This window comes from Synechococcus sp. J7-Johnson (assembly GCF_024345795.1).
Classification (GTDB): domain Bacteria; phylum Cyanobacteriota; class Cyanobacteriia; order PCC-6307; family Cyanobiaceae; genus Regnicoccus_A.
The window spans coordinates 167,593-185,767 of sequence record NZ_JAGQBU010000002.1 but is presented as its reverse complement, the minus strand read 5'-3'; the positions used below and the strand labels follow the sequence as shown (position 1 = coordinate 185,767).

Below are 18,175 nucleotides of genomic sequence, written 5' to 3'. Positions count from 1 at the left end.
GCCATGTTCGACGAGCTTTCCCAGCGTTTTGAGGATGCGGTCAAGAGCCTGAAGGGCCAGGACCGGATCACGGAAAGCAACGTGGAGGGGGCTCTCAAACAGGTGCGCCGTGCCCTGCTCGAGGCCGATGTGAGCCTGGAGGTTGTCAAGGGGTTCATCGAAGAGGTGCGCGCCAAGGCGGTGGGCGCCGAGGTGGTGCGTGGCGTCAGCCCCGACCAGCAGTTCATCCAGCTGGTGCATCAGGCTCTGGTGGAGGTGATGGGCGGCGAGAACGCCCCGCTGGCGGTGGCGGATCAGGCCCCGACGGTGATCCTGATGGCGGGTCTGCAAGGGGCCGGCAAGACCACCGCCACCGCCAAGCTCGGGCTGCACCTCAAGGAACAGGGGAAACGGGCGCTGCTGGTGGCCGCCGACGTCTACCGGCCCGCCGCCATCGACCAGCTGCAGACGCTGGGGAAGCAGATCGGGGTGGAGGTCTTCAGCCTTGGAGCTGACGTCAGGCCCGAAGACATCGCCGCCGCCGGAATCGCCAAAGCGAAGGAGGAGGGCTTCGACACGGTGCTGGTGGACACCGCCGGCCGGCTCCAGATCGATGAATCGATGATGGAGGAGATGGTGCGCATCCGCGCTGCCTGCCAGCCCGATGAGGTGCTGCTGGTGGTGGATTCGATGATCGGCCAGGAGGCGGCTGAGCTCACCCGCGCCTTCCACGAGCAGGTGGGCCTCACCGGGGCAGTGCTCACCAAGCTCGACGGCGACTCCCGCGGTGGAGCTGCCCTTTCGATCCGCAAAGTGAGCGGTGCTCCGATCAAGTTCATCGGCACCGGCGAGAAGGTGGAGGCGCTGCAGCCCTTTCACCCCGAGCGGATGGCCAGCCGCATCCTGGGCATGGGCGACGTGCTCACCCTGGTGGAGAAGGCCTCCAAGGAGGTGGAGCTGGCCGATGTGGAGCGGATGCAGCAGAAGCTGCAGGAAGCCTCGTTCGACTTCTCTGATTTCCTGCAGCAGATGCGCCTGATCAAGCGCATGGGCTCCCTTGGCGGCCTGATGAAGCTGATCCCGGGCATGAACAAGATCGACGACGGCATGCTCAAGCAGGGGGAAGAGCAGCTCAGGAAGATCGAGGCGATGATCGGCTCGATGACGGCAGCTGAACGGGAGCAGCCCCAACTGCTGGCGGCCCAGCCCTCACGGCGGCGGCGGATCGCGGCAGGCAGCGGCCACAGCCCCGCCGATGTCGACAAGGTGCTCGCCGACTTCCAGAAGATGCGCGGCTTCATGCAGCAGATGACCCGCGGCGGCATGCCCGGAATGCCGGGGATGCCTGGAATGCCTGGAATGCCGGCCGCGGCAGGGCGGGGCGGTGGCTCCCGCAAGGCCAGTCGTCCAGCCAAGAAGCGCAAGGGATTCGGCCAGCTCTGATGGGCGGCAAGGTATGGTCGTCAATTGGCGGCTGAACCAACCGCCAGGCGGAATTTCCGTCCACCCCATTCACTAAGTCAGCAAGGCAAGGCAACGATGATCAAGCTCCGCCTGAAGCGGTTCGGCAAGAAACGGGAAGCGAGTTTCCGTCTGGTAGCCACCAACAGCACGTCCCGGCGGGACGGTCTGCCGCTTGAGGAGCTGGGCTTCTACAACCCCCGCACCAAGGAAACCCGCCTGGACGCCGAAGCCATCCGGGTGCGCCTGAGCCAAGGCGCCCAACCCACCGACACCGTCCGCTCCCTGCTCGAGAAGGGCGGCCTGATCGAGAAAACCATCCGTCCCGGTGAAACCGTCGGCAAGGCCAAGCAGGCCGCCGCCCGCGAGTCAGCGGTGAAGGAAGCCGCGAAGGCCGCTGCTGCTGAATCTGCCGCTGCAGCCGAGGCTGCTGCTGCCGAAGCCGCCAAGGTTGCTGAAGCCGCAGCCGCTGCTGCCGCCGAGTCTGAAACCGAGGCCGTCAGCGCCGATGCCTGAGCGGACGGCCCATGGCCGGGGCTGAAACGCTTCCCTGCTTTTCGATCGATCTTCCCCACCAGGAAGCCGCCCTTGCCCTGGCAGGGGAGGCCGAAGCGACCCTGCATCGCCTTGAGGCCCTCACCGGGGCCTCATTGGTACTGCGGGGGTTGCAACTGGTGATCCAGGCCAAGGCCCCTCAGCTGGAGCGGGCCTCGGCCCTGGTGGAGTTGTTGCGGCCCCTCTGGGCGGAGGGTCAGGCGATCGGGGCTGTGGATCTGCAGACCGCCCTCACCGCCCTTGACACCGGCCGCAGCAGCGAGCATCGCGAACTCTCTCAGCAGGTGCTGGCTCGCAGTCAGAGCGGCAAGCTGCTGCGCGCCCGCACGGTGCGCCAGAAGGCCTACGTCGAGGCGATGGAGCGCCACGATCTCACGCTCGCCCTGGGACCAGCCGGCACCGGCAAGACGTTCCTTGCCACGATTCAGGCTGTACGCATGCTCCAGGAGCGGCGGGTGGAGCGATTGATCCTCACCCGGCCCGCGGTTGAGGCCGGCGAGCGACTGGGCTTCCTGCCCGGGGATCTGCAGCAGAAGGTCGATCCCTACCTCAGGCCGCTCTACGACGCCCTGCACGGGCTGCTGGGGGCGGAGCGCACCACAGCTCTGCTGGAGAAAGGGGTGATTGAGGTGGCGCCGCTGGCTTACATGCGCGGCCGCACCCTGGCCGATGCCTTCGTGATCCTTGACGAGGCCCAGAACACCACTACCGCCCAGATGCGCATGGTGCTCACCCGGCTGGGGGAGAACTCGCGGATGGTGGTCACCGGGGATCCCACCCAGTCGGATCTGCCCCGCGACCAGCTCAGTGGCCTGGTGGAAGCCGCCGGCGTACTGGCGGATGTGGAGGGCGTGGCGATCTGCCACCTCACAGCTGCCGATGTGGTCCGCCATCCTCTGGTCCAGCGCATGGTGCAGGCCTACGCCCGCCGCGACTCGGCCGGACCTCCCCGGACGGCCCAGCGGGGATGAGCGCCCAGCGGAGATGGGGAGAACCGCACACTCACACCCCGCCGACACTGGCAGGATGGTGAGAACTGAGTTCCCTGGTCCCATGCCAGCCAGCAGCAATTTCCAGGAAGCGATCCGCGAGGCCCAGCAGGGCGCGCTGGTCGGTCCCAACGTCGTCAACAAGGCACTGCCCTACGTGGGTGGTGGCATGGTGCTCACCGCCGCCGGCGTGATGGGGGGCCTCACCCTGATGGCCAGCAGCCCAGGGCTGTTCATGCCCCTGTTCTGGGTCGCCCTGATCGGCAATTTCATCCTCTTCTTCGTGGCCCAGAGCGCGGCCACCAAGGGGAACAACGGCACGGCCCTGCCGATCCTCACGGCCTACAGCCTGATCACCGGCTTCACCCTCAGCGGGATCGTGGCCTACGCCCTCAGCGTCGCTGGGGTCGGCGCCATCGGCACCGCCACCCTGGCCACTGGCATCACCTTCCTGATCGCCTCCGTGGTGGGGCGTCGCATGAGCGACTCCATCGGTCAGGCCCTGGCTGGTGTGGTGGGCCTGGGCATCCTCGGCTTGATCATCGCCATGGTCATCCAGATCGTGGGCGGCATCTTCATTCCGGGCTTCGGTGGCAGCGGCTTTGAGCTGCTGATCGCCGGCTTCGGCACCGTGTTGTTCGTGGGAGCCGCCTTCCTCGACTTCTACACCATGCCCCGCACCTACAGCGACGACCAGTATCTGGCCGGCGCCCTGGGCATGTACCTCACTTACATCAACCTGTTCATCTTCATCCTGCGGCTGATCATCGCCCTCAACGGCGGTAGTCGCCGCGACTGAGCCACCAGGCTCTCGGTTCTCCTCAGTCGTCGGCCACCGCCAGCACAGCTGAGCGGATGGCCTGACGCTGGGCCTGGTCGTAGCCCCAGCGATCCAGGAATGCCAGATCATCCCCGGATCCCTCGGCACCGGCCAGCAGCACCTCCAAACGACGCTTCACCGCCACTGGCTCAAGCAGTCGCAGCAGTTCAGTGCAACGGCGGCCAACGCGCATGGAGCCAGCCCGCTGGCCATCATCACCAGCTCGCTCGTGATGCAAGGCCATAGCCGTGCTCATGGCCAGGTTGCGGGCACTGAGATCCACCACCCCATCACCGGCCTGGCGCAGGCTCAGCACCAGGGCCTCGGGCAGCCGGTCCATCAGCGGGGTGTCATGGGTTAGGGCCACCACGAAGAAGCCGCGAGCGCCATCGAGGCTGGCCACCAGCTCTCCCACCCGATCCGCAAGCACCTCATCACTGAGCTCGCCGTTCTCCCAGTGGCCCAGCCAGGCCGCCGCGATCTCCATCGCCTGGGGAAAGGTGGGGGTCGCTGGGGTTGAAGCCGTCATCACGGATCGGTGGGCTGGCAGTGTTGAGGTTATGGACAAGCCTGGCCCGAGCGAGATCGAACCGGATCAGCAGCTGGGCGCAGCGCTGCCTGTGCCGCTGCCTCCACCACTTCCGCAGCAAGCTCCCGAAGGCTTTCGCTCCGGCTTCGTGGCCCTGATCGGGCGCCCGAATGTCGGCAAGTCGACCCTGCTCAATCGCCTGGTGGGCGAGAAGGTGGCGATCACCTCCCCAGTTGCCCAGACCACCCGTAACCGGCTGCGGGCCATCCTGACCACCCCCAGCGCCCAGCTGGTGCTGCTCGATACCCCCGGCATCCACAAGCCCCATCACCTGCTGGGGGAGCGTCTGGTGAAAACCGCTCGCGCCGCGATCGGCGATGTGGATGTGGTGCTGTTGCTGGTGGATGGCAGCGAGCCGGCAGGACGCGGCGATGGCTTCATCGTGGAGCTGCTGCGCTTCAGCCGTGCGCCAGTGCTGGTGGCACTCAACAAGAGCGATCTGGTGGACCCCGCCAGAGCGGCCGAACTGGAAGCCAGCTACCGGGAGCTGCTGACGCTCTCCGATCAGCGCGCCGATCCGGCCGATCCCGGTCAGCGCCGCAGCGACTGGCCGTTGTTGGCCTGCAGCGCCAGCAACGGTGCGGGCTGCGCCGAGCTGGTGGAGGCCCTGGCTGCTCGGCTGCCCCTCGGCCCCCATCTCTATCCGCCGGATGCAGTCAGCGATCAACCAGAGCAACTGCTGCTGGCGGAGCTGATCCGTGAGCAGGTGCTGACTCTCACCCGGGAGGAGGTGCCCCACTCCGTGGCCGTGCAGGTGGAGCGGATCGTCGAAGACGGCAAGCGCATCGCTGTGCTGGCCACGGTGCTGGTGGAGCGCTCCAGCCAGAAGGGAATCCTGATCGGCAAACGCGGCCAGATGCTCAAGGAGATCGGCAGCGGAGCCAGGGCTCAGATGCAGAAAGTGTTTGACGGGCCGGTGTATCTGGAGCTGTTCGTGAAAGTGGTGCCCAACTGGCGGCGCAACCCGGCGCGGCTGGCAGAACTCGGCTACCGCGGCGACTGAGGGCCGCCTCTGCGGCCTGCTACGGCGACTGAGAGGATGGAGTGCCAGAGCGCGCCCCCGCCGTGAACGGCACCAGCCCCGCCTTCCCCCCCGAGGATCTGCAAGCTTTTCTCGACCTCTGCGCCGGTCAGTGGATGGTGCTGCGCAGTCGGATGGAGGCCACCACGGCCGCCAGCGGGGACGATGACGCCTGGCATGACAGCAACCGCGGCGACCTGGGAGTGAGCCTGCGCCCGGGCGCACCTGGCCGCTCCCTGGGTGGGCTGGAAGTGACGGCTCCAGATGGCCAGGCACGACAGCTCGACTTCGAGGCCGGCGGAATTCTGCTGGGCGCCGAGGGCAGCATCGGCCACTGGCAGCTGTGGCCCGACGGCAGCCTGGAGCTGGTGATCGCCAGCGATGGTCAGGAGCAGCGCGAGCGGATCTGGTTCACCAAACCGAACCTGCGCCTGCGCAGCGTGATCATCAACGGCGCCGATGGCCAGCCGGAGCAGGCCAGTTTCTGCTCGGAGATCCGCCGCGTCAGCCGCCCGGCCCCAGCAGAGAGCTGAAGGCGATGCGGATGGATGTGGTGAGCCTGGCTCCCGAGTCGTTTGCGCCGCTCGCCAGCCTCGGCGTGATCGGGCGGGCCTTCAACGCCGGCATCGCCGAACTGCATACCCACAACCCCCGCGATCACGCCAGCGATCGCTACCGCAAGGTCGACGACCAGCCCTACGGCGGCGGGGCAGGCATGGTGCTCAAGCCGGAGCCGGTGTTCGCGGCCTTCGAGTCGATCCCCGTGCTGGAGCGGCGCCGGGTGCTGCTGCTCAGCCCCCAGGGTCAGCCCCTGCGTCAGGCCGACCTGCAGCGCTGGGCCCGGGAGCACGACCAACTCGTGCTGCTGTGCGGCCACTACGAGGGCTTCGACGAGCGCATCCGCAGCCTCGCTGACGAGGAGGTGTCACTGGGGGATTTCGTGCTCACCGGCGGCGAGCTGGCAGCCATGGTGCTGATCAACGGCGTGGTGCGGCTGCTGCCGGGCACGGTGGGCTGCGCCGAGTCGCTGCTGGAGGAAAGCCACAGCGCCCTGTTGCTGGAGCACCCCCACTACACCCGTCCGGCCGAGTTCCGGGGCCTGGCGGTGCCGCAGGTGCTGCGCAGCGGCGACCACGGCGCCATCGCCCGCTGGCGGGCCCAGCAGCAACAGGAGCGCACGAAGCGGCGGCGCCCCGACCTGCACCGCCGCTGGCGGGAGCAGCAGAGCGCGGCAGGGCTGGAGGCCACCAACCTTCAGGATGGGGGCATGCAGATGCGGATCGGCAACGGCTACGACATCCACCGGCTGGTGCCGGGCCGCCCGCTGATCCTGGGAGGCCAGACTCTGGAACACCCCGCCGGGCTGGGCCTCGATGGCCACAGCGACGCCGACGTGCTGGTGCACGCCCTGATGGATGCCCTGCTGGGTGCCCTCAGCCTGGGAGACATCGGCCAGCACTTCCCCCCGGACGAAGAGCGCTGGCGCGGTGCCGACAGCCTGGTGCTGCTGGAGCAGGTGATGGCCTTGGTGCGCGAGCGCGGCTGGCAGGTGGTGAACGTGGATACGGTGGTGGTCGCCGAGCGCCCGAAGCTGCGGCCCCATATCGCCGCCATGCGCGCCGCGCTCTCCCAACGCATGGGACTCAATCCTGACCAGGTGGGCATCAAGGCCACCACCAATGAGACCCTTGGTCCCACTGGACGTGAAGAGGGAATCGCCTGCCACGCCGTGGCGCTGCTGGGGCGCTCAGGAGATGGGAATGGGTAGGTTTTGGGTACTGGCCCTGTTGATGGTGACCATGCTTCTGGGTGTGACACCCGCCAACGTGGCAGCTGCAGGCGCTTCCGTGCCCCCATCCAGCGTGAGCACCAGCTCCATGGGTGCCGGCAACGTTGTCGAGCTGCAGACGGTGGTTGAAATCCTGCGCCTGAAGGTGCCCGCTGCCGATCGGGAGGCCTGGCTGGTGGCTGAGCGGCAGAGCTGGGAGCCCTGGTTGCAGAAGCAGAGCGGCTTCCTCGAGCGGCGGGTTTACTGGGATTCCACCAGCGAAGAGGGAGTGCTGTTGATCAACTGGGCCAGCCGTCCCCAGTGGCAGGGCATCGCCGCCGCCGAGGTGGAGCGGGTGCAGGAATGTTTCGATCAGCTGGCGCGCCGCGGAACCGGCCGCAGCGATCCCCATCCTTTTCCCTTGCTATTCAGCGGTGAGCTGATCCCCCAATGACACCTCCCGAGCAACTGGCGCGGCTTGATCTGGGGCGGCGCGAGCGGCTGGGAATGCTGGAAGCTGTCTGGGGTGAGAACAAGGACGTCGATCAGATCACGGTGATCCTCGAGCGCCTGCACCAGGCCGGTGAGCTCGCTCTGGTCACCCGGGTGACCGCCGAGAAAGCCGCGGCGATCAAGGAATGGCTCCAACGCGAACGACCCGAGATCGCCGCCGACCTGGATCACCACCGCTTGGCCCGCTGCCTGACCAGCGGCGCTCTGCCCAGCGAGGATCTGGCTCTGGGGCTGGTGCAGGTGCTCTGCGGCGGCACCAGTGATCTGCCCGTGGCCCATGAAGCCCAGTTGGCTCTGCGCTGCCATGGGGTGCGCACCGAACTGGTGGTTGATGTGGGTGTGGCCGGTTTGCACCGGTTGCTGGAGGAGCTGCCGCGCCTGCGGGGCGCCCAGGTGCTGATCGCCTGCGCCGGCATGGAAGGCGCGCTGCCAACCGTGCTGGCGGGGCTGCTGCCCCAGCCGGTGATCGGCGTTCCAGTGTCGGTGGGCTATGGCGTGAGTGCCGGTGGGGTGGCCGCCCTCAACGGGATGCTGGCCAGCTGCGCCCCTGGGCTGAGTGTGGTGAACATCGACAACGGCTACGGGGCCGCCATGGCGGCCCTGCGCATCCTGTTGGCACTCAGAGGTGCTGCAGCTGCGGATAGGCCGTAAGCAGCTCCTCAGTGCTGAGAACTTCTCCCTTGCCCTCCGGCTGCCAGATCACCTCCAGGGCAATCAGATCGCCGACTGAAACAGCGCCGATCACGCCGAGGGCATCGCGCAGATCATCGGCGCTGCTGATGGTCTTGATGGGAATGCGGCCCCGGCTTGCCACCAGCAGGGTGACGGCGATGAAATCGCTGGTGGCATCAGTGGGGCCACTGGCGGCGGCTTCATCCTGGAAGCGCCGACCGCTCACGTTGGAGGTGACCTCACTGCGCAGCTTGCTGCGCTCGGTCATGGAGAGGCGATTGAAGGTGGATTCAGCGCTGGCGAAGGGCACCTGACCCAGTTCGCTGTTGGCGTAAACCCAGAGGTCGGGCTGGCGCAGCAGAGACAGGCTGGTTTCCTGGAGCAGGCGCTGCAGACCGATGCTGCCGGTGGTGTCGGCGGTAGCGGCCAGGCGGCGCAGATCGTCCTGAAGTTCACGGGCAGAAGCCAGCAGACCCACCTGCAACTGGGCGATGGTGACCGGTCCATCAGCGCGGGGAGCAGCAGCCAGGGAACCACCGCCGCCACTGGTCATGCCGCCGCCAGCACCGCGCAGGGTGTTGACGAGAAAACCAGCGATCGCCATGAGGATCAGGAAGCCGAAGAGCCCCCCGCCGCCGAAACCGAAAATGGGGATCAGGAAGGGGAAACCGATCCCGCCCCCATAGCCACCGCGGTAACCGCCACCGCCGTAGCCACCCTGATAGCCGCCGCCACCGCCGCTGTAACTGCGAGGCATGGAGGGAGCCGAGCGGAAGCTGCCGCCGCCGATGCGCCCACCGCGGGCCGCCCAGCTGGGGGCCGGCGATGACAGCAGCAGCAGGCCACTGGCCAGGAGCGGCATCAGGACCAGCAGGGAAAGCCGGCGGAGCCTGGCGAAACCGATCGGAAAAGGACGAGGGGACACAGGTGTCACCCGAAGCGAGTGCGCTGAATCTAGGAACCACCCCCCACGATGGTGACCACCTCCAGTACGGCGTCCTCACCAACGGCCTGCTGGGCCCAGGCCGTGCGGGGCAGGATGTCGCCGTTGAACTCCACCACCACCAGCCGAGGTTCATAGCCGAAGTGGCACAACACCTCCAGCAGTGGAAGCTGAGCCGGGCAGGTGCGCGCTTCCCCGTTGAGCTGGATCCTGAGGCTGCCGCTGGCCCAGTGCTCCTCGCTCATGCCTCCTCCCCCAGGGTCTTGAGCAACCCGAGGCTGGCCGCGCCCGGATCGCTCGCCTCGATGATCGCTCTCACCACCGCCACCCGGCGGCCACCCGCCGCCTGGACCGGCGCCAGGGTGGTGGCATCGATCCCTCCGATCGCGAAGAACGGAATCGGGCTTTCAGCCGCTGCCTGATGCACGTAGGCCAGGCCCACTGGTTCACGGCCGGGCTTGGTCGGGGTGGCGTTGATGGGGCCAACGCCCACGTAATCGCAGCCATCGGCCACTGCTTGATGCAACTGCTCGATCCGGTGGGTGCTGCGGCCGATCAGGCGATCCGGACCCAACAGGCGGCGCGCCTCGGCGGGGGGCAGATCTCCCTGGCCCAGGTGCACCCCATCGGCCTCCACCGCCAGGGCCAGATCCACCCGGTCATTGATGATGAAAAGGGCACCATGGCGTGAGCAGAGCTGGCGCAGGCCACGGGCCTCCTGCCAGCGCTCCAGGTCGGCGCTCTCCTTGGCGCGGTACTGGACCAGGCGCACCCCCGCCTCAAGGGCCGCGGCCACGGTTTCGAGCAGGTGGGTCGATGGGCTGGTGATCAGATACAGATGGCAGCGGAGCAGCTGGTCACGGCGGCCCGCTGCAGCACCACAGGCCCGCATCAGATCCACCTCCAGGTCGTAGAGGGCGTAGCGGATGGCTGCAGCCTCGGCGGCCAGAAGCGGATCACTGGCGCGGCCGAACTCCTCCAGCACTCTCAGTGCCTCCTGGGCACGGCCGGCATTGGCGGCCACCACCTGGGCGGGTTGCGTTCGCTCGGCCTGGGCTGGATGGGCCAGGCCCGCTCCCCAATCGCTGGCGGTGTGGCGGGCCGCCTTGTAGGAGGGGAGGTGGCAGCGGCCCAGGCGCTGGCGCAGGTCCTTGAGCCGAGCCACCAGATCCTGGCGGTCGAGGCCGAAGCGACACCAGTCTTCCAGCACCCGCAGGCCTTCGCGGGCACGGTCGAGGTTGGCATCGAGCAGGCGCAGCACGGCTGGCTCAGGCGTTGTCGGGGCGGCAGTCAAAGGAGCGGAACCTGCGTAAGGTGATGGCGACTCCAGCTCGGTGGCCATGGAATTCGGCGGTGGTGACAGTCCGATGCTGGTGCTGATCTCAGGAATCCTGCTGCTCGGGGGCATCGCCGCCTTCATCGGCTGGGGTCTGAGCAACGCTTACGCCCCCTGAGACTCCAGGGAGCAGAAGGTTACGGGCCAGCGCCGCGTCCACGCCGATCTGGTGGCTGAGTTCCTCCAGGCCGGCAAAGCGTTGCTGGCGGCGCAGAAGCTGCACCGGCTCCACCTCCAGATCACGGCCCACCAGCTCCAGATCACGGTCCAGCAGGTGCACTTCCACCGCCGAAGGGGCCAGGGGGTCCACCGTGGGCTGGGGACCCAGGTTCATCACTGCAGCCATGGGAGCGCCACAGGGCAGCAGCGCCTCGCCTGCCTCGACGGGCCCGAGCTTGCGCACCCAGGCGGCATAGACCCCCTCCTGGGGCAGGAACTTGCGGCCGTCCACCTGAAGATTGGCCGTGGGCCAACTGAGCTGCCGGCCCAGCCCCCGCCCGCGCACGACCCGGCCGCTGAAGCGGTAAGGACGCTCCAGCAGGCGGTTGGCCTCGTCGATGGCGCCGGCGGCCAGGGCCCGGCGGATGCGGCTGCTGCTGATCCGCTCGGCCCCGTCCCAAAGCATCGAGGAGACCAGCACCCGCAGACCATGGCGCCCTCCGATCTCCCGCAGGCTGGCGGTATCACCGGCCCGGTCATGGCCGAAACGGAAGTTCTCGCCCACGGCCACCTCCCTGGCCTGGAGCTCCCCCACCAGCACTTGTTCCACGAACGCCTCAGGACTGAGCAGGGAAAGGGCGCGGGTAAAGGGCACCAGCACCAGCTGGCGGATGCCGTAGGGCTCGAGCAGGGTCAGCTTCTCGCCGGGGAGATCGAGGCGTAAGCGCGGTTCGCCGTAGAGCAGCTCGCGCGGATGGGGCCAGAAACTCACCACCGTGGGAATCAGCCCTGGGGTGGGGGCGGCGGCGATGGCGGCGATCACCCGGCGGTGCCCCTGGTGCAGGCCATCGAAACTGCCCAGGGCGACGGCGGTGGGCCGCATCGCGTCCTGGGGGGAGCGCAGGGGAATCAAGGAATCGGACGGGGCCCGGCTTGGAAACCATCCTTCCATGGGGGTTCCAGCCATGGGGGGGTTCCTGCGCTGCTGGCCGTGGCAAGTTTGTGACGCTCCGCCCCCTCCCGGTTCCGCGCTCCGATGGTTGACCGCCTCGATCTTCAGCTGGTCTCGGCTGCCCTGCGCCGGGTGGGCTGGATCCGTTTCTGGACCCAGTTGGCCCTCGGGGTCGTGGTGGTGGGGGTGCTGCTGTTCAACAACATCGGCGGCCGCCTGGCGGCCAACAGTGCCCGCTCCCTCGGGCTCGGTCCCGGGCTGTCACTGACCACCCTGTCATTTTTCGTGCTGCTCTGGTGCCTCTGGCAGAGCTGGCTGGTGGTGCGCTGCGGCCAGGCCCTGGCCAGTCCCGCCCGCCCCAGCCGCGGCGAAACCAGCCGCCTGATCAAACGGGGCGCCCTGGCCGATCTGGCCGGGCTCACCCTGGCAGCGGTGGGTTATCAGGCCCTGGCCGGCAGTCTGTTCGTGCAGGCTTCAATGCAGGTCCCCGGCTTCTTCGGGGCGCAGCTGGCGGTACCGCCCGGCACCCGCGGCGGCCTGATGGGGCTGCCGATCACCTCACTCGAGATGCTCTCGGTGCTGAGCAACACCCAGGTGCTGTTCGCCCACCTGATCGGCCTGTGGATGAGCCTCTGGCTGCTGCAGCGTGTTCACCGCCCCAGCTGAACCGGAAGGTCCTCCAGACCACCCCGCCAGAACAGCTCAGGCTGCAGCGGGGTGAGGGCAGCACCGCCGGCATGGATCTGGGCCACGTCCGTGGGCCAGTCGCGGGGGCCGGCGGTGGCGGATTCCAGGTCATCGACCACCTCACCGGCCAGCCAGTAATAGGTGCGCCCGCGGGGGTCGGTGCGCTGGTCGAACTGGTCGCGGTATCGGCGCACAGCCGGGCGGCACCAGCGCAGGGAACCGATCCGCTCGATCGGCAGGGCCGGCACGTTGAGGTTGAGCAGCAGGCCCTCCGGCCAGGCCCCGGCCAGGGCCGCTTCGGCCACATCGAGAGCGAGCACGGCGGCCGGAGCGAACTGGCGCCAGTCGAAGCAGGCACTGCTGACCGCCAGGGCCGGCAGCCCCTCGAGGGTGCCCTCCATCGCCGCTGAAACCGTGCCGGAATAGAAGACGTCGCTGCCCAGGTTGGGGCCGTGGTTGATGCCGGAGAGCACCAGGTCGGGCGGGGCGCTCAGCAGCCGGCCGAGGGCGAGCTTGACGCAGTCGGAGGGGGTGCCGCTGCAGGCCCAGGCGGTGACGCCATCGGCGAAGAGCCGGTCGGCCCGCTCCGCCCGCAGCGGTGTCTGCATGGTGAGGCCATGGCCGGTGGCGGAGCGCTCCTGGTCGGGGCAGACCACCGTGACCACATGGCCACGCCCCACCGCTTCGGCCGCCAGGGTTTGAATCCCCTCGGCGAACACCCCGTCGTCGTTGCTGATCAGGATCCGCAGGCTGGACATCGGGACCGGCAGGGGCATGGGCGCAGGCGGCAACTTAGGCAGGCTCGCTCCGTACAGTCGATCTTTACCGCCCCCGATTCGTGAGCGCCACGATCAGCCTGCAGCAGCTCACCGACCAGCTCGATGCTCTCGAAGCCGAAGCGGTGGCCTCGATCGCTGCAGCCTCAGACACCACTGAGCTGGAAGGGCTGCGGGTGGGACTGCTGGGCAAGAAGGGGCGCCTCTCGGCAGTGCTGGGGGCCATGGGCAAGCTCGATGCGTCCGAGCGGCCCCTGGTGGGCCAGCGGGCCAACGTGCTCAAGGAGCAGGTGCAGGCGCTGATGGGCCAGCGGCTGGAGGGGCTGCGGGGCGCCGCGATGGCCGAAAAGCTGGCGGGGGAACGGCTTGATGTGACCGCCCCGAGCCGCTACGTGCCGGTGGGGCACCGCCACCCGCTGATCCGCACGATCGAGGAGATCGTCGACATCTTCGCCGGGCTCGGTTACCGGGTTGAAGAGGGGCCCGAGGCGGAAACCGACTACTACAACTTCACGGCCCTGAACATCCCGCCGCACCATCCGGCCCGGGACATGCAGGACACCTTTTATCTACCCGGTGACCGGCTGCTGCGCACCCATACCTCGCCGGTGCAGATCCGCCATCTGGAGAGCAACCCGCCACCGGTGCGGATCGTGGCGCCCGGCCGGGTGTACCGGCGCGATGCGGTGGATGCCACCCATTCGCCCGTGTTCCACCAGGTGGAAGTGCTGGCAATCGATGAAGGGCTGGATTTCAGCCACCTGCGCGGCACCGTCACCACCTTTCTGCAGCAGTTTTTCGGCGATCTGCCGGTGCGCTTCCGGGCCAGCTACTTTCCCTTCACCGAGCCTTCGGCGGAGGTGGACGTGCAATGGCGGGGGCGCTGGCTGGAGGTGATGGGCTGCGGGATGGTGGATCCGGCGGTGCTGGAGGGACTGGGGCTTGATCCAGAGCGCTGGAGCGGTTTCGCCGCTGGCCTGGGGGTGGAGAGGTTCTGCATGGTGCGCCACGGCATCGACGACATCCGCCGGCTGTTCACCAGCGACCTGCGCTTCCTGGAGCAGTTCTGATGGCAATCGGGCCGCGGCCGGAAGGCTCCTCATAAACTCGACTGGTTCTCGCCTCCGACCGGTGCCCTGCGTCGGACTGATCGTCAACGATGGCAAGGATCTGGCCGTCAAGACGGCCGATGTCATCCAGAGCCGCCTGGAAGCGGCCGGCACCAGCGTGCTGCGAGTGAGCAGCTCCGGCGGGATGGTGGGTTTCGCCAATCCCGACCACCAGTTGCGCAGCCGTGGTTTCAGCGCCTGCGTGCCGGCGAGCTTTCACCCCGACATGAGCCTGGCGGTGGTGCTGGGGGGCGACGGTACCGTGCTCTCCGCCGCGCGCCAGACCGCTCCGATCGGCGTGCCGATCCTTACGGTCAACACCGGCCACCTGGGCTTTCTGGCCGAGGCCTACCTCAGCGAGCTGGATGGGGCGATGGAGCAGCTCCTCACCGGCCGCTGGACCGTGGAGGAACGCACGATGCTGATTGTCAGCGTCATGCGAGGCGACCAGCGCCGCTGGGAAGTGCTCTGCCTCAACGAGATGGCCCTGCACCGGGAACCGCTCACCAGCATGTGCCATTTCGAGATCGCCATCGGTCGCCACGTGCCGGTGGACATCTCCGCCGATGGGGTGATCCTCTCGACCCCCACCGGATCCACCGCCTATGCCCTCAGCGCCGGCGGACCGGTGATCACCCCCGACTGCCCGGTGCTGCAGCTCACCCCGATCGCACCCCATTCCCTCGCCTCCCGCGCCCTGGTGTTCAGCGACCAGGAACCGGTGACGGTTTTTCCCGCCACCCCCGAGCGGCTGATGATGGTGGTGGATGGCAGCGCCGGCTGCTACGTGTGGCCGGAAGACCGCGTGCTGATCCGCCGCAGCCCCCATCCAGCCCGGTTCGTGCGCCTGCAGGACCACGAGTTCTTCCAGGTGCTGCGCAACAAGCTGGGCTGGGGCCTGCCCCATGTGGCCAAGCCCGATAATGGGGAGTTCGGCGGCCGTGACGGCCCCGGCCCCGGCGCCGGTGCACGCCTGTGAACGGACCCCTGATCCTGCTGGTGGGGGGGGAGGCCGAAGCGCTGGCGCCGCGCCTGGAGGCCTCCGGTTACCGCACCGCGCCGGTGGGTGCCCTGCCCGATCCGCCGGCGGCGGTGCTTGTGTCGGGAGCGGATGGGGTGGCCACGATTCCAACCCTGCGAATGATTCTGGAGGATGTGCCGATCCTGCTGGATCTGGTCAGCGACAGCGTCGAGGCTCGCTCCCGCTGCTTCAGCTCCGGCGCCGACGACTTCTGGCTCTCCAGCGCCGGCGGCAGTGACCTGCTGATGCGACTGCGCCTGCACCTGCAGATCCGCGGCGACAACCGCGGCCAGGTGCCGCCCCTGCAACTCGCTGATCTGCACCTGGATCCCGCCAGCAGGCAGGTGCGGCGGGGGCGGCGTCTGCTCGCGCTCACCGCCCGCGAGTACCAGTTGCTGCTCGCCCTGATGCGACAGCCTGGGATGGTGCTCAGCCGCGAGCAGATCCTCGCTGAGGTGTGGAACGACCAGGGGGGAGCCGCCAGCAACGTGGTGGAGGTGTATGTCCGCTACCTGCGCCAGAAGCTGGAGGAACAGGGTGAGCAGCGCCTGATCCACACCGTGCGCGGCCGGGGCTACTGCCTGTGTGAAAGGCCGCCGAAGCCGGAGCGGCCGGCGACATGAGACGTCCTGCAGCGTGATGAGAAGCCCGTTGAGAGCTGGTTCCCTGCTCGCCCTCAGTTTGACGACTGGGTTGCTGACGACCGGGCTGCTGGCGGCGGGGTTTCACACGGACCCTCGGCCCGCCATGGCGGACAGCCGTTCGCCAGCCGCTCCCCCCCAGTTCCTGCCGATTGAGGCGGAATGGTGCCTGGAGCGTGCCGAGACCGCGGCGAGCACGCTGCCACCGACCTGTATCCAGCTGGAGGTGCCCCGCACCCCCCGTCAGTACGCCTGGGGCCTGATGCAGCGGCCGGCGCTTGGACGGTTGCGGGGGATGTGGTTCCGCTTTGAGCCGGCCCAGGCCGTGAGCTTCTGGATGCACCGCACCCTCACCCCGCTCGACATGTTGTTCATCCGCGAGGGGCGGGTGATCGCCATCCAGGCCAACGTGCAGCCCTGCCCGCGGCTGCCCTGCCCCAGTTACGGCCCCGGCGAACCGGCCGATGGGGTGGTGGAGCTCGACGCGGGCGAGGCGGCGGCCCTGGGCATCCGCGAGGGCAGCGTTGCCGTGATCCGGCTCCGGGAGCCGGAAGCTCCATAGGTTCGAGCTCAGGCTTTGCGGCCCTTGAGCACCAGCACCGGATTGAGCGGGGCCAGGCGGGTGCCATCGGCCAGGGGGGAGCCCCGCCAGGCCTGCAACTGACTCACCTGCACCCTCAGCCCGGCCCGCTCCAGCGGCGGCCTCAACTCCGCGAGGGCTTCGAGGGTGGCCAGGGGAATCACCACCTGTCCGAGGGGACGCAGGCGCCGCAGCACAATCTCGAGCAGGGCCAGGCGCTGGCGGCCGCCGCCACCAAGCAGCACCCGGTCGGGATCGGGGGGGCCGCCCTGCTGCAGCACGGTGAGGGCATCGCCTTCGAGCACCCCCGCTGGCTCAACGTCGAGCCGCTCAGCATTGGCCCGGATCAGGGCCGCTGAACCGCCTCGCCGCTCAAGGGCCCAGAGTTCCAGGCCCGGACGCAGCCGCAGGGCCTCCAGGCCCACCGAGCCCACCCCGGCCCCCACATCCCAGAGCACGCCGCTGGCGGGCAGCTCCAGGTCAGCGAGCAACTGAATGCGCACCTCCCGCTTGGTCATCAGGCCGGGACGATCGGGCTGCTGCAGCCAGAGGCCATCGTCGAGGCCGAACAACGGCAGGCTGGCGGGATTGGGGGGCGGAGGCGGCTCTGCAATCAGCAGCACCATGTGCAGCGGATCGAGATCGGCCGGCAGCGCCGCCCGGGGGGCGAGCCGGAGCACCCTCTCCTCGGGGTGGCCGAGCCGTTCACACAGCCAGACGGCATAGGCCGCCTCCAGACCGGAGGCGGCCAGGATCCGCCGCACCTCCTCGACGCCGCCGCGGCCGGGATCGGTGAGCACCGCCAGGGCCGCCGGACGTTGCTGCAGATGGCTCGCCAGCGGTTCGGGGTCGCGGCCGTGCAGGCTCAGCCACTCCGCGTCCTGCCAGGGGCGGCCGAGGCGGGCGAAGGCCAGCTGCAGGCTGGAGGGGGCGGGATGAAAGCGGAGGCACTCGGGGGGAAAGCGACCCAGCAGCAGGCGGCCGATGCCGAACCAGAGGGGATCACCGCTGGCGAGCAGCACCACCGCCCGACCGGCGGCCAGGGCTCGCTCCAGCTGGGGAAAGAGCTGCTCCGGGCGATCACTGGCCACCAACTCCGGCGGCTTGAGCTCCTCCGCCAGGGCCTGGCGCAGTCCAGGCAGCAGCCTGGCGGGCGCCGCCAGCAGATCGGCCTGGCGCACCAGGGCCGCCGCCGCCGCTGGCAGGGAGGCCAGCCCGCCGGCGTCGCTGCCGATCACCTCGAGACGATGCTGCTGGAGCGGTTGAACCACGTGGCGACTCCGGTGCGGCGGCTGGCCGGGCCCCGCCATGATGCCCGCGAGTAGAAGCGCCCATGGCCGCACCTGAGCCCCCCTCCCGCCGCCAGCGCGTGCATGAGCTGGCCCTGGCCCTGCTGGCGCGGCAGGCCGAGATCGAGCTGCTCAGCCCCGAAGCCACCGGCGGCGGCGGGGAGGATGCCGGCCTCTGGCTGGAGCGGAACCGGCGGGTGGTGCAGCGCTACCAGGCGGTGGTGCGCTCGGCGATCACCCTTGATGCCCTGATCGAGCAGGAAGTGGCCGCCGGGGCCGGCCAGCTCTGACAAGCTGGCGCCATCTCGATGAGCA

The 18,175-nt window shown here is 68.7% G+C and carries 22 protein-coding genes; 15 read left to right on the top strand and 7 right to left on the bottom strand.

All coding sequences use genetic code 11. From position 1 onward, the window contains the following. Positions 1–3: 3 nt before the first annotated feature. From ffh to KBY93_RS02255, 4 genes are all read left to right on the top strand, one after another. Entirely contained in the window at positions 4–1,422 is a 1,419-nt protein-coding gene (ffh, locus tag KBY93_RS02270) for a signal recognition particle protein (RefSeq protein ID WP_255092608.1), read from the top strand. A 96-nt stretch (positions 1,423–1,518) separates the two neighbouring features. After that, the gene (gene rpsP, locus KBY93_RS02265) at positions 1,519–1,956 is read left to right on the top strand and encodes a 30S ribosomal protein S16 (protein ID WP_094554641.1); all 438 of its coding nucleotides are present in this window, start codon (positions 1,519–1,521) and stop codon (positions 1,954–1,956) included. A gap of 11 nt (positions 1,957–1,967) precedes the next feature. Next, the gene (locus KBY93_RS02260) at positions 1,968–2,966 is read left to right on the top strand and encodes a PhoH family protein (RefSeq protein WP_255092607.1); all 999 of its coding nucleotides are present in this window, start codon (positions 1,968–1,970) and stop codon (positions 2,964–2,966) included. Positions 2,967–3,048: 82 nt separating this feature from the next. Further along, a complete protein-coding gene (locus tag KBY93_RS02255) occupies positions 3,049–3,783 on the top strand; it encodes a Bax inhibitor-1 family protein (RefSeq protein WP_255092606.1) in 735 nt (244 codons plus the stop codon). A 22-nt stretch (positions 3,784–3,805) separates the two neighbouring features. On the opposite strand, the gene KBY93_RS02250 is transcribed toward KBY93_RS02255, so the two are convergent. Continuing rightward, on the bottom strand, positions 3,806–4,333 hold the full coding sequence (locus KBY93_RS02250) for a hypothetical protein (RefSeq protein WP_255092605.1): 528 nt from the start codon (positions 4,331–4,333) through the stop codon (positions 3,806–3,808). A gap of 31 nt (positions 4,334–4,364) precedes the next feature. Here KBY93_RS02250 and era point away from each other — a divergent pair, with 31 nt between their 5' ends. From era to larB, 5 genes are all read left to right on the top strand, one after another. Continuing rightward, a complete protein-coding gene (gene era / locus KBY93_RS02245; RefSeq protein ID WP_255092604.1) occupies positions 4,365–5,396 on the top strand; it encodes a GTPase Era in 1,032 nt (343 codons plus the stop codon). A 62-nt stretch (positions 5,397–5,458) separates the two neighbouring features. Beyond that, the gene (locus KBY93_RS02240; protein ID WP_255092603.1) at positions 5,459–5,947 is read left to right on the top strand and encodes a phycobiliprotein lyase; all 489 of its coding nucleotides are present in this window, start codon (positions 5,459–5,461) and stop codon (positions 5,945–5,947) included. An 11-nt stretch (positions 5,948–5,958) separates the two neighbouring features. Continuing rightward, positions 5,959–7,182 carry a tRNA (guanosine(37)-N1)-methyltransferase TrmD gene (trmD, locus tag KBY93_RS02235; RefSeq protein ID WP_399222384.1) on the top strand — a complete coding sequence of 408 codons (1,224 nt, stop codon included), beginning with the start codon at positions 5,959–5,961 and terminating at the stop codon, positions 7,180–7,182. A gap of 79 nt (positions 7,183–7,261) precedes the next feature. Continuing rightward, positions 7,262–7,636, top strand: a complete 375-nt coding sequence (locus tag KBY93_RS02230) for a TIGR03792 family protein (protein WP_255092602.1) — start codon at positions 7,262–7,264, stop codon at positions 7,634–7,636. Further along, positions 7,633–8,346, top strand: a complete 714-nt coding sequence (gene larB, locus KBY93_RS02225; protein WP_255092601.1) for a nickel pincer cofactor biosynthesis protein LarB — start codon at positions 7,633–7,635, stop codon at positions 8,344–8,346. Before KBY93_RS02230 ends, larB begins: the two co-directional genes overlap by 4 nt. Here the strand turns inward: larB and KBY93_RS02220 are convergent. The 4 genes from KBY93_RS02220 to KBY93_RS02205 are packed head-to-tail and all read right to left on the bottom strand — an operon-like array spanning position 8,315 to position 11,772. Continuing rightward, on the bottom strand, positions 8,315–9,292 hold the full coding sequence (locus tag KBY93_RS02220; RefSeq protein WP_255092636.1) for a DUF1517 domain-containing protein: 978 nt from the start codon (positions 9,290–9,292) through the stop codon (positions 8,315–8,317). The two genes, larB and KBY93_RS02220, sit on opposite strands and share 32 nt — an antisense overlap. Positions 9,293–9,321: 29 nt before the next feature. Next, complete coding sequence (thiS, locus tag KBY93_RS02215; RefSeq protein WP_255092600.1) at positions 9,322–9,555, bottom strand: sulfur carrier protein ThiS; 234 nt, start codon at positions 9,553–9,555, stop codon at positions 9,322–9,324. Beyond that, a complete protein-coding gene (locus KBY93_RS02210; protein WP_255092599.1) occupies positions 9,552–10,652 on the bottom strand; it encodes a thiamine phosphate synthase in 1,101 nt (366 codons plus the stop codon). Before KBY93_RS02210 ends, thiS begins: the two co-directional genes overlap by 4 nt. A 40-nt stretch (positions 10,653–10,692) precedes the next feature. After that, positions 10,693–11,772, bottom strand: a complete 1,080-nt coding sequence (locus KBY93_RS02205; protein ID WP_315856375.1) for a bifunctional riboflavin kinase/FAD synthetase — start codon at positions 11,770–11,772, stop codon at positions 10,693–10,695. Between the two features lie 69 nt (positions 11,773–11,841). On the opposite strand from KBY93_RS02205, the gene KBY93_RS02200 reads away from it, so the two are divergent. After that, positions 11,842–12,423 carry a DUF3611 family protein gene (locus KBY93_RS02200; protein ID WP_255092598.1) on the top strand — a complete coding sequence of 194 codons (582 nt, stop codon included), beginning with the start codon at positions 11,842–11,844 and terminating at the stop codon, positions 12,421–12,423. Here KBY93_RS02200 and surE read toward each other — a convergent pair. Further along, positions 12,408–13,202, bottom strand: coding sequence for a 5'/3'-nucleotidase SurE (surE, locus tag KBY93_RS02195; protein WP_255092635.1), 795 nt, complete (start codon positions 13,200–13,202; stop codon positions 12,408–12,410). The genes KBY93_RS02200 and surE overlap by 16 nt on opposite strands. 80 nt (positions 13,203–13,282) lie before the next feature. Here surE and pheS point away from each other — a divergent pair, with 80 nt between their 5' ends. The 4 genes from pheS to KBY93_RS02175 all read left to right on the top strand — a co-directional run bounded on the left by pheS (position 13,283) and on the right by KBY93_RS02175 (position 16,553). Next, the gene (gene pheS / locus KBY93_RS02190; protein ID WP_255092597.1) at positions 13,283–14,290 is read left to right on the top strand and encodes a phenylalanine--tRNA ligase subunit alpha; all 1,008 of its coding nucleotides are present in this window, start codon (positions 13,283–13,285) and stop codon (positions 14,288–14,290) included. Between the two features lie 61 nt (positions 14,291–14,351). After that, positions 14,352–15,308 (top strand): NAD(+) kinase, encoded by a 957-nt coding sequence (locus KBY93_RS02185; RefSeq protein WP_255092596.1) that lies wholly within the window; start codon positions 14,352–14,354, stop codon positions 15,306–15,308. Beyond that, a complete protein-coding gene (locus KBY93_RS02180; RefSeq protein ID WP_255092595.1) occupies positions 15,305–15,973 on the top strand; it encodes a response regulator transcription factor in 669 nt (222 codons plus the stop codon). The genes KBY93_RS02185 and KBY93_RS02180 overlap by 4 nt, the downstream gene beginning before the upstream one ends. A gap of 124 nt (positions 15,974–16,097) precedes the next feature. Beyond that, the gene (locus tag KBY93_RS02175; protein WP_255092594.1) at positions 16,098–16,553 is read left to right on the top strand and encodes a DUF192 domain-containing protein; all 456 of its coding nucleotides are present in this window, start codon (positions 16,098–16,100) and stop codon (positions 16,551–16,553) included. Between the two features lie 8 nt (positions 16,554–16,561). Here KBY93_RS02175 and cbiE read toward each other — a convergent pair whose 3' ends face one another. Beyond that, positions 16,562–17,842, bottom strand: a complete 1,281-nt coding sequence (gene cbiE / locus KBY93_RS02170) for a precorrin-6y C5,15-methyltransferase (decarboxylating) subunit CbiE (RefSeq protein WP_255092593.1) — start codon at positions 17,840–17,842, stop codon at positions 16,562–16,564. A 62-nt stretch (positions 17,843–17,904) separates the two neighbouring features. Between cbiE and KBY93_RS02165 the strand changes: the two genes are divergently transcribed. After that, positions 17,905–18,150: a hypothetical protein gene (locus KBY93_RS02165; protein WP_255092592.1), complete on the top strand. Its 246-nt coding sequence runs from the start codon at positions 17,905–17,907 to the stop codon at positions 18,148–18,150. Positions 18,151–18,175: the final 25 nt, after the last annotated feature.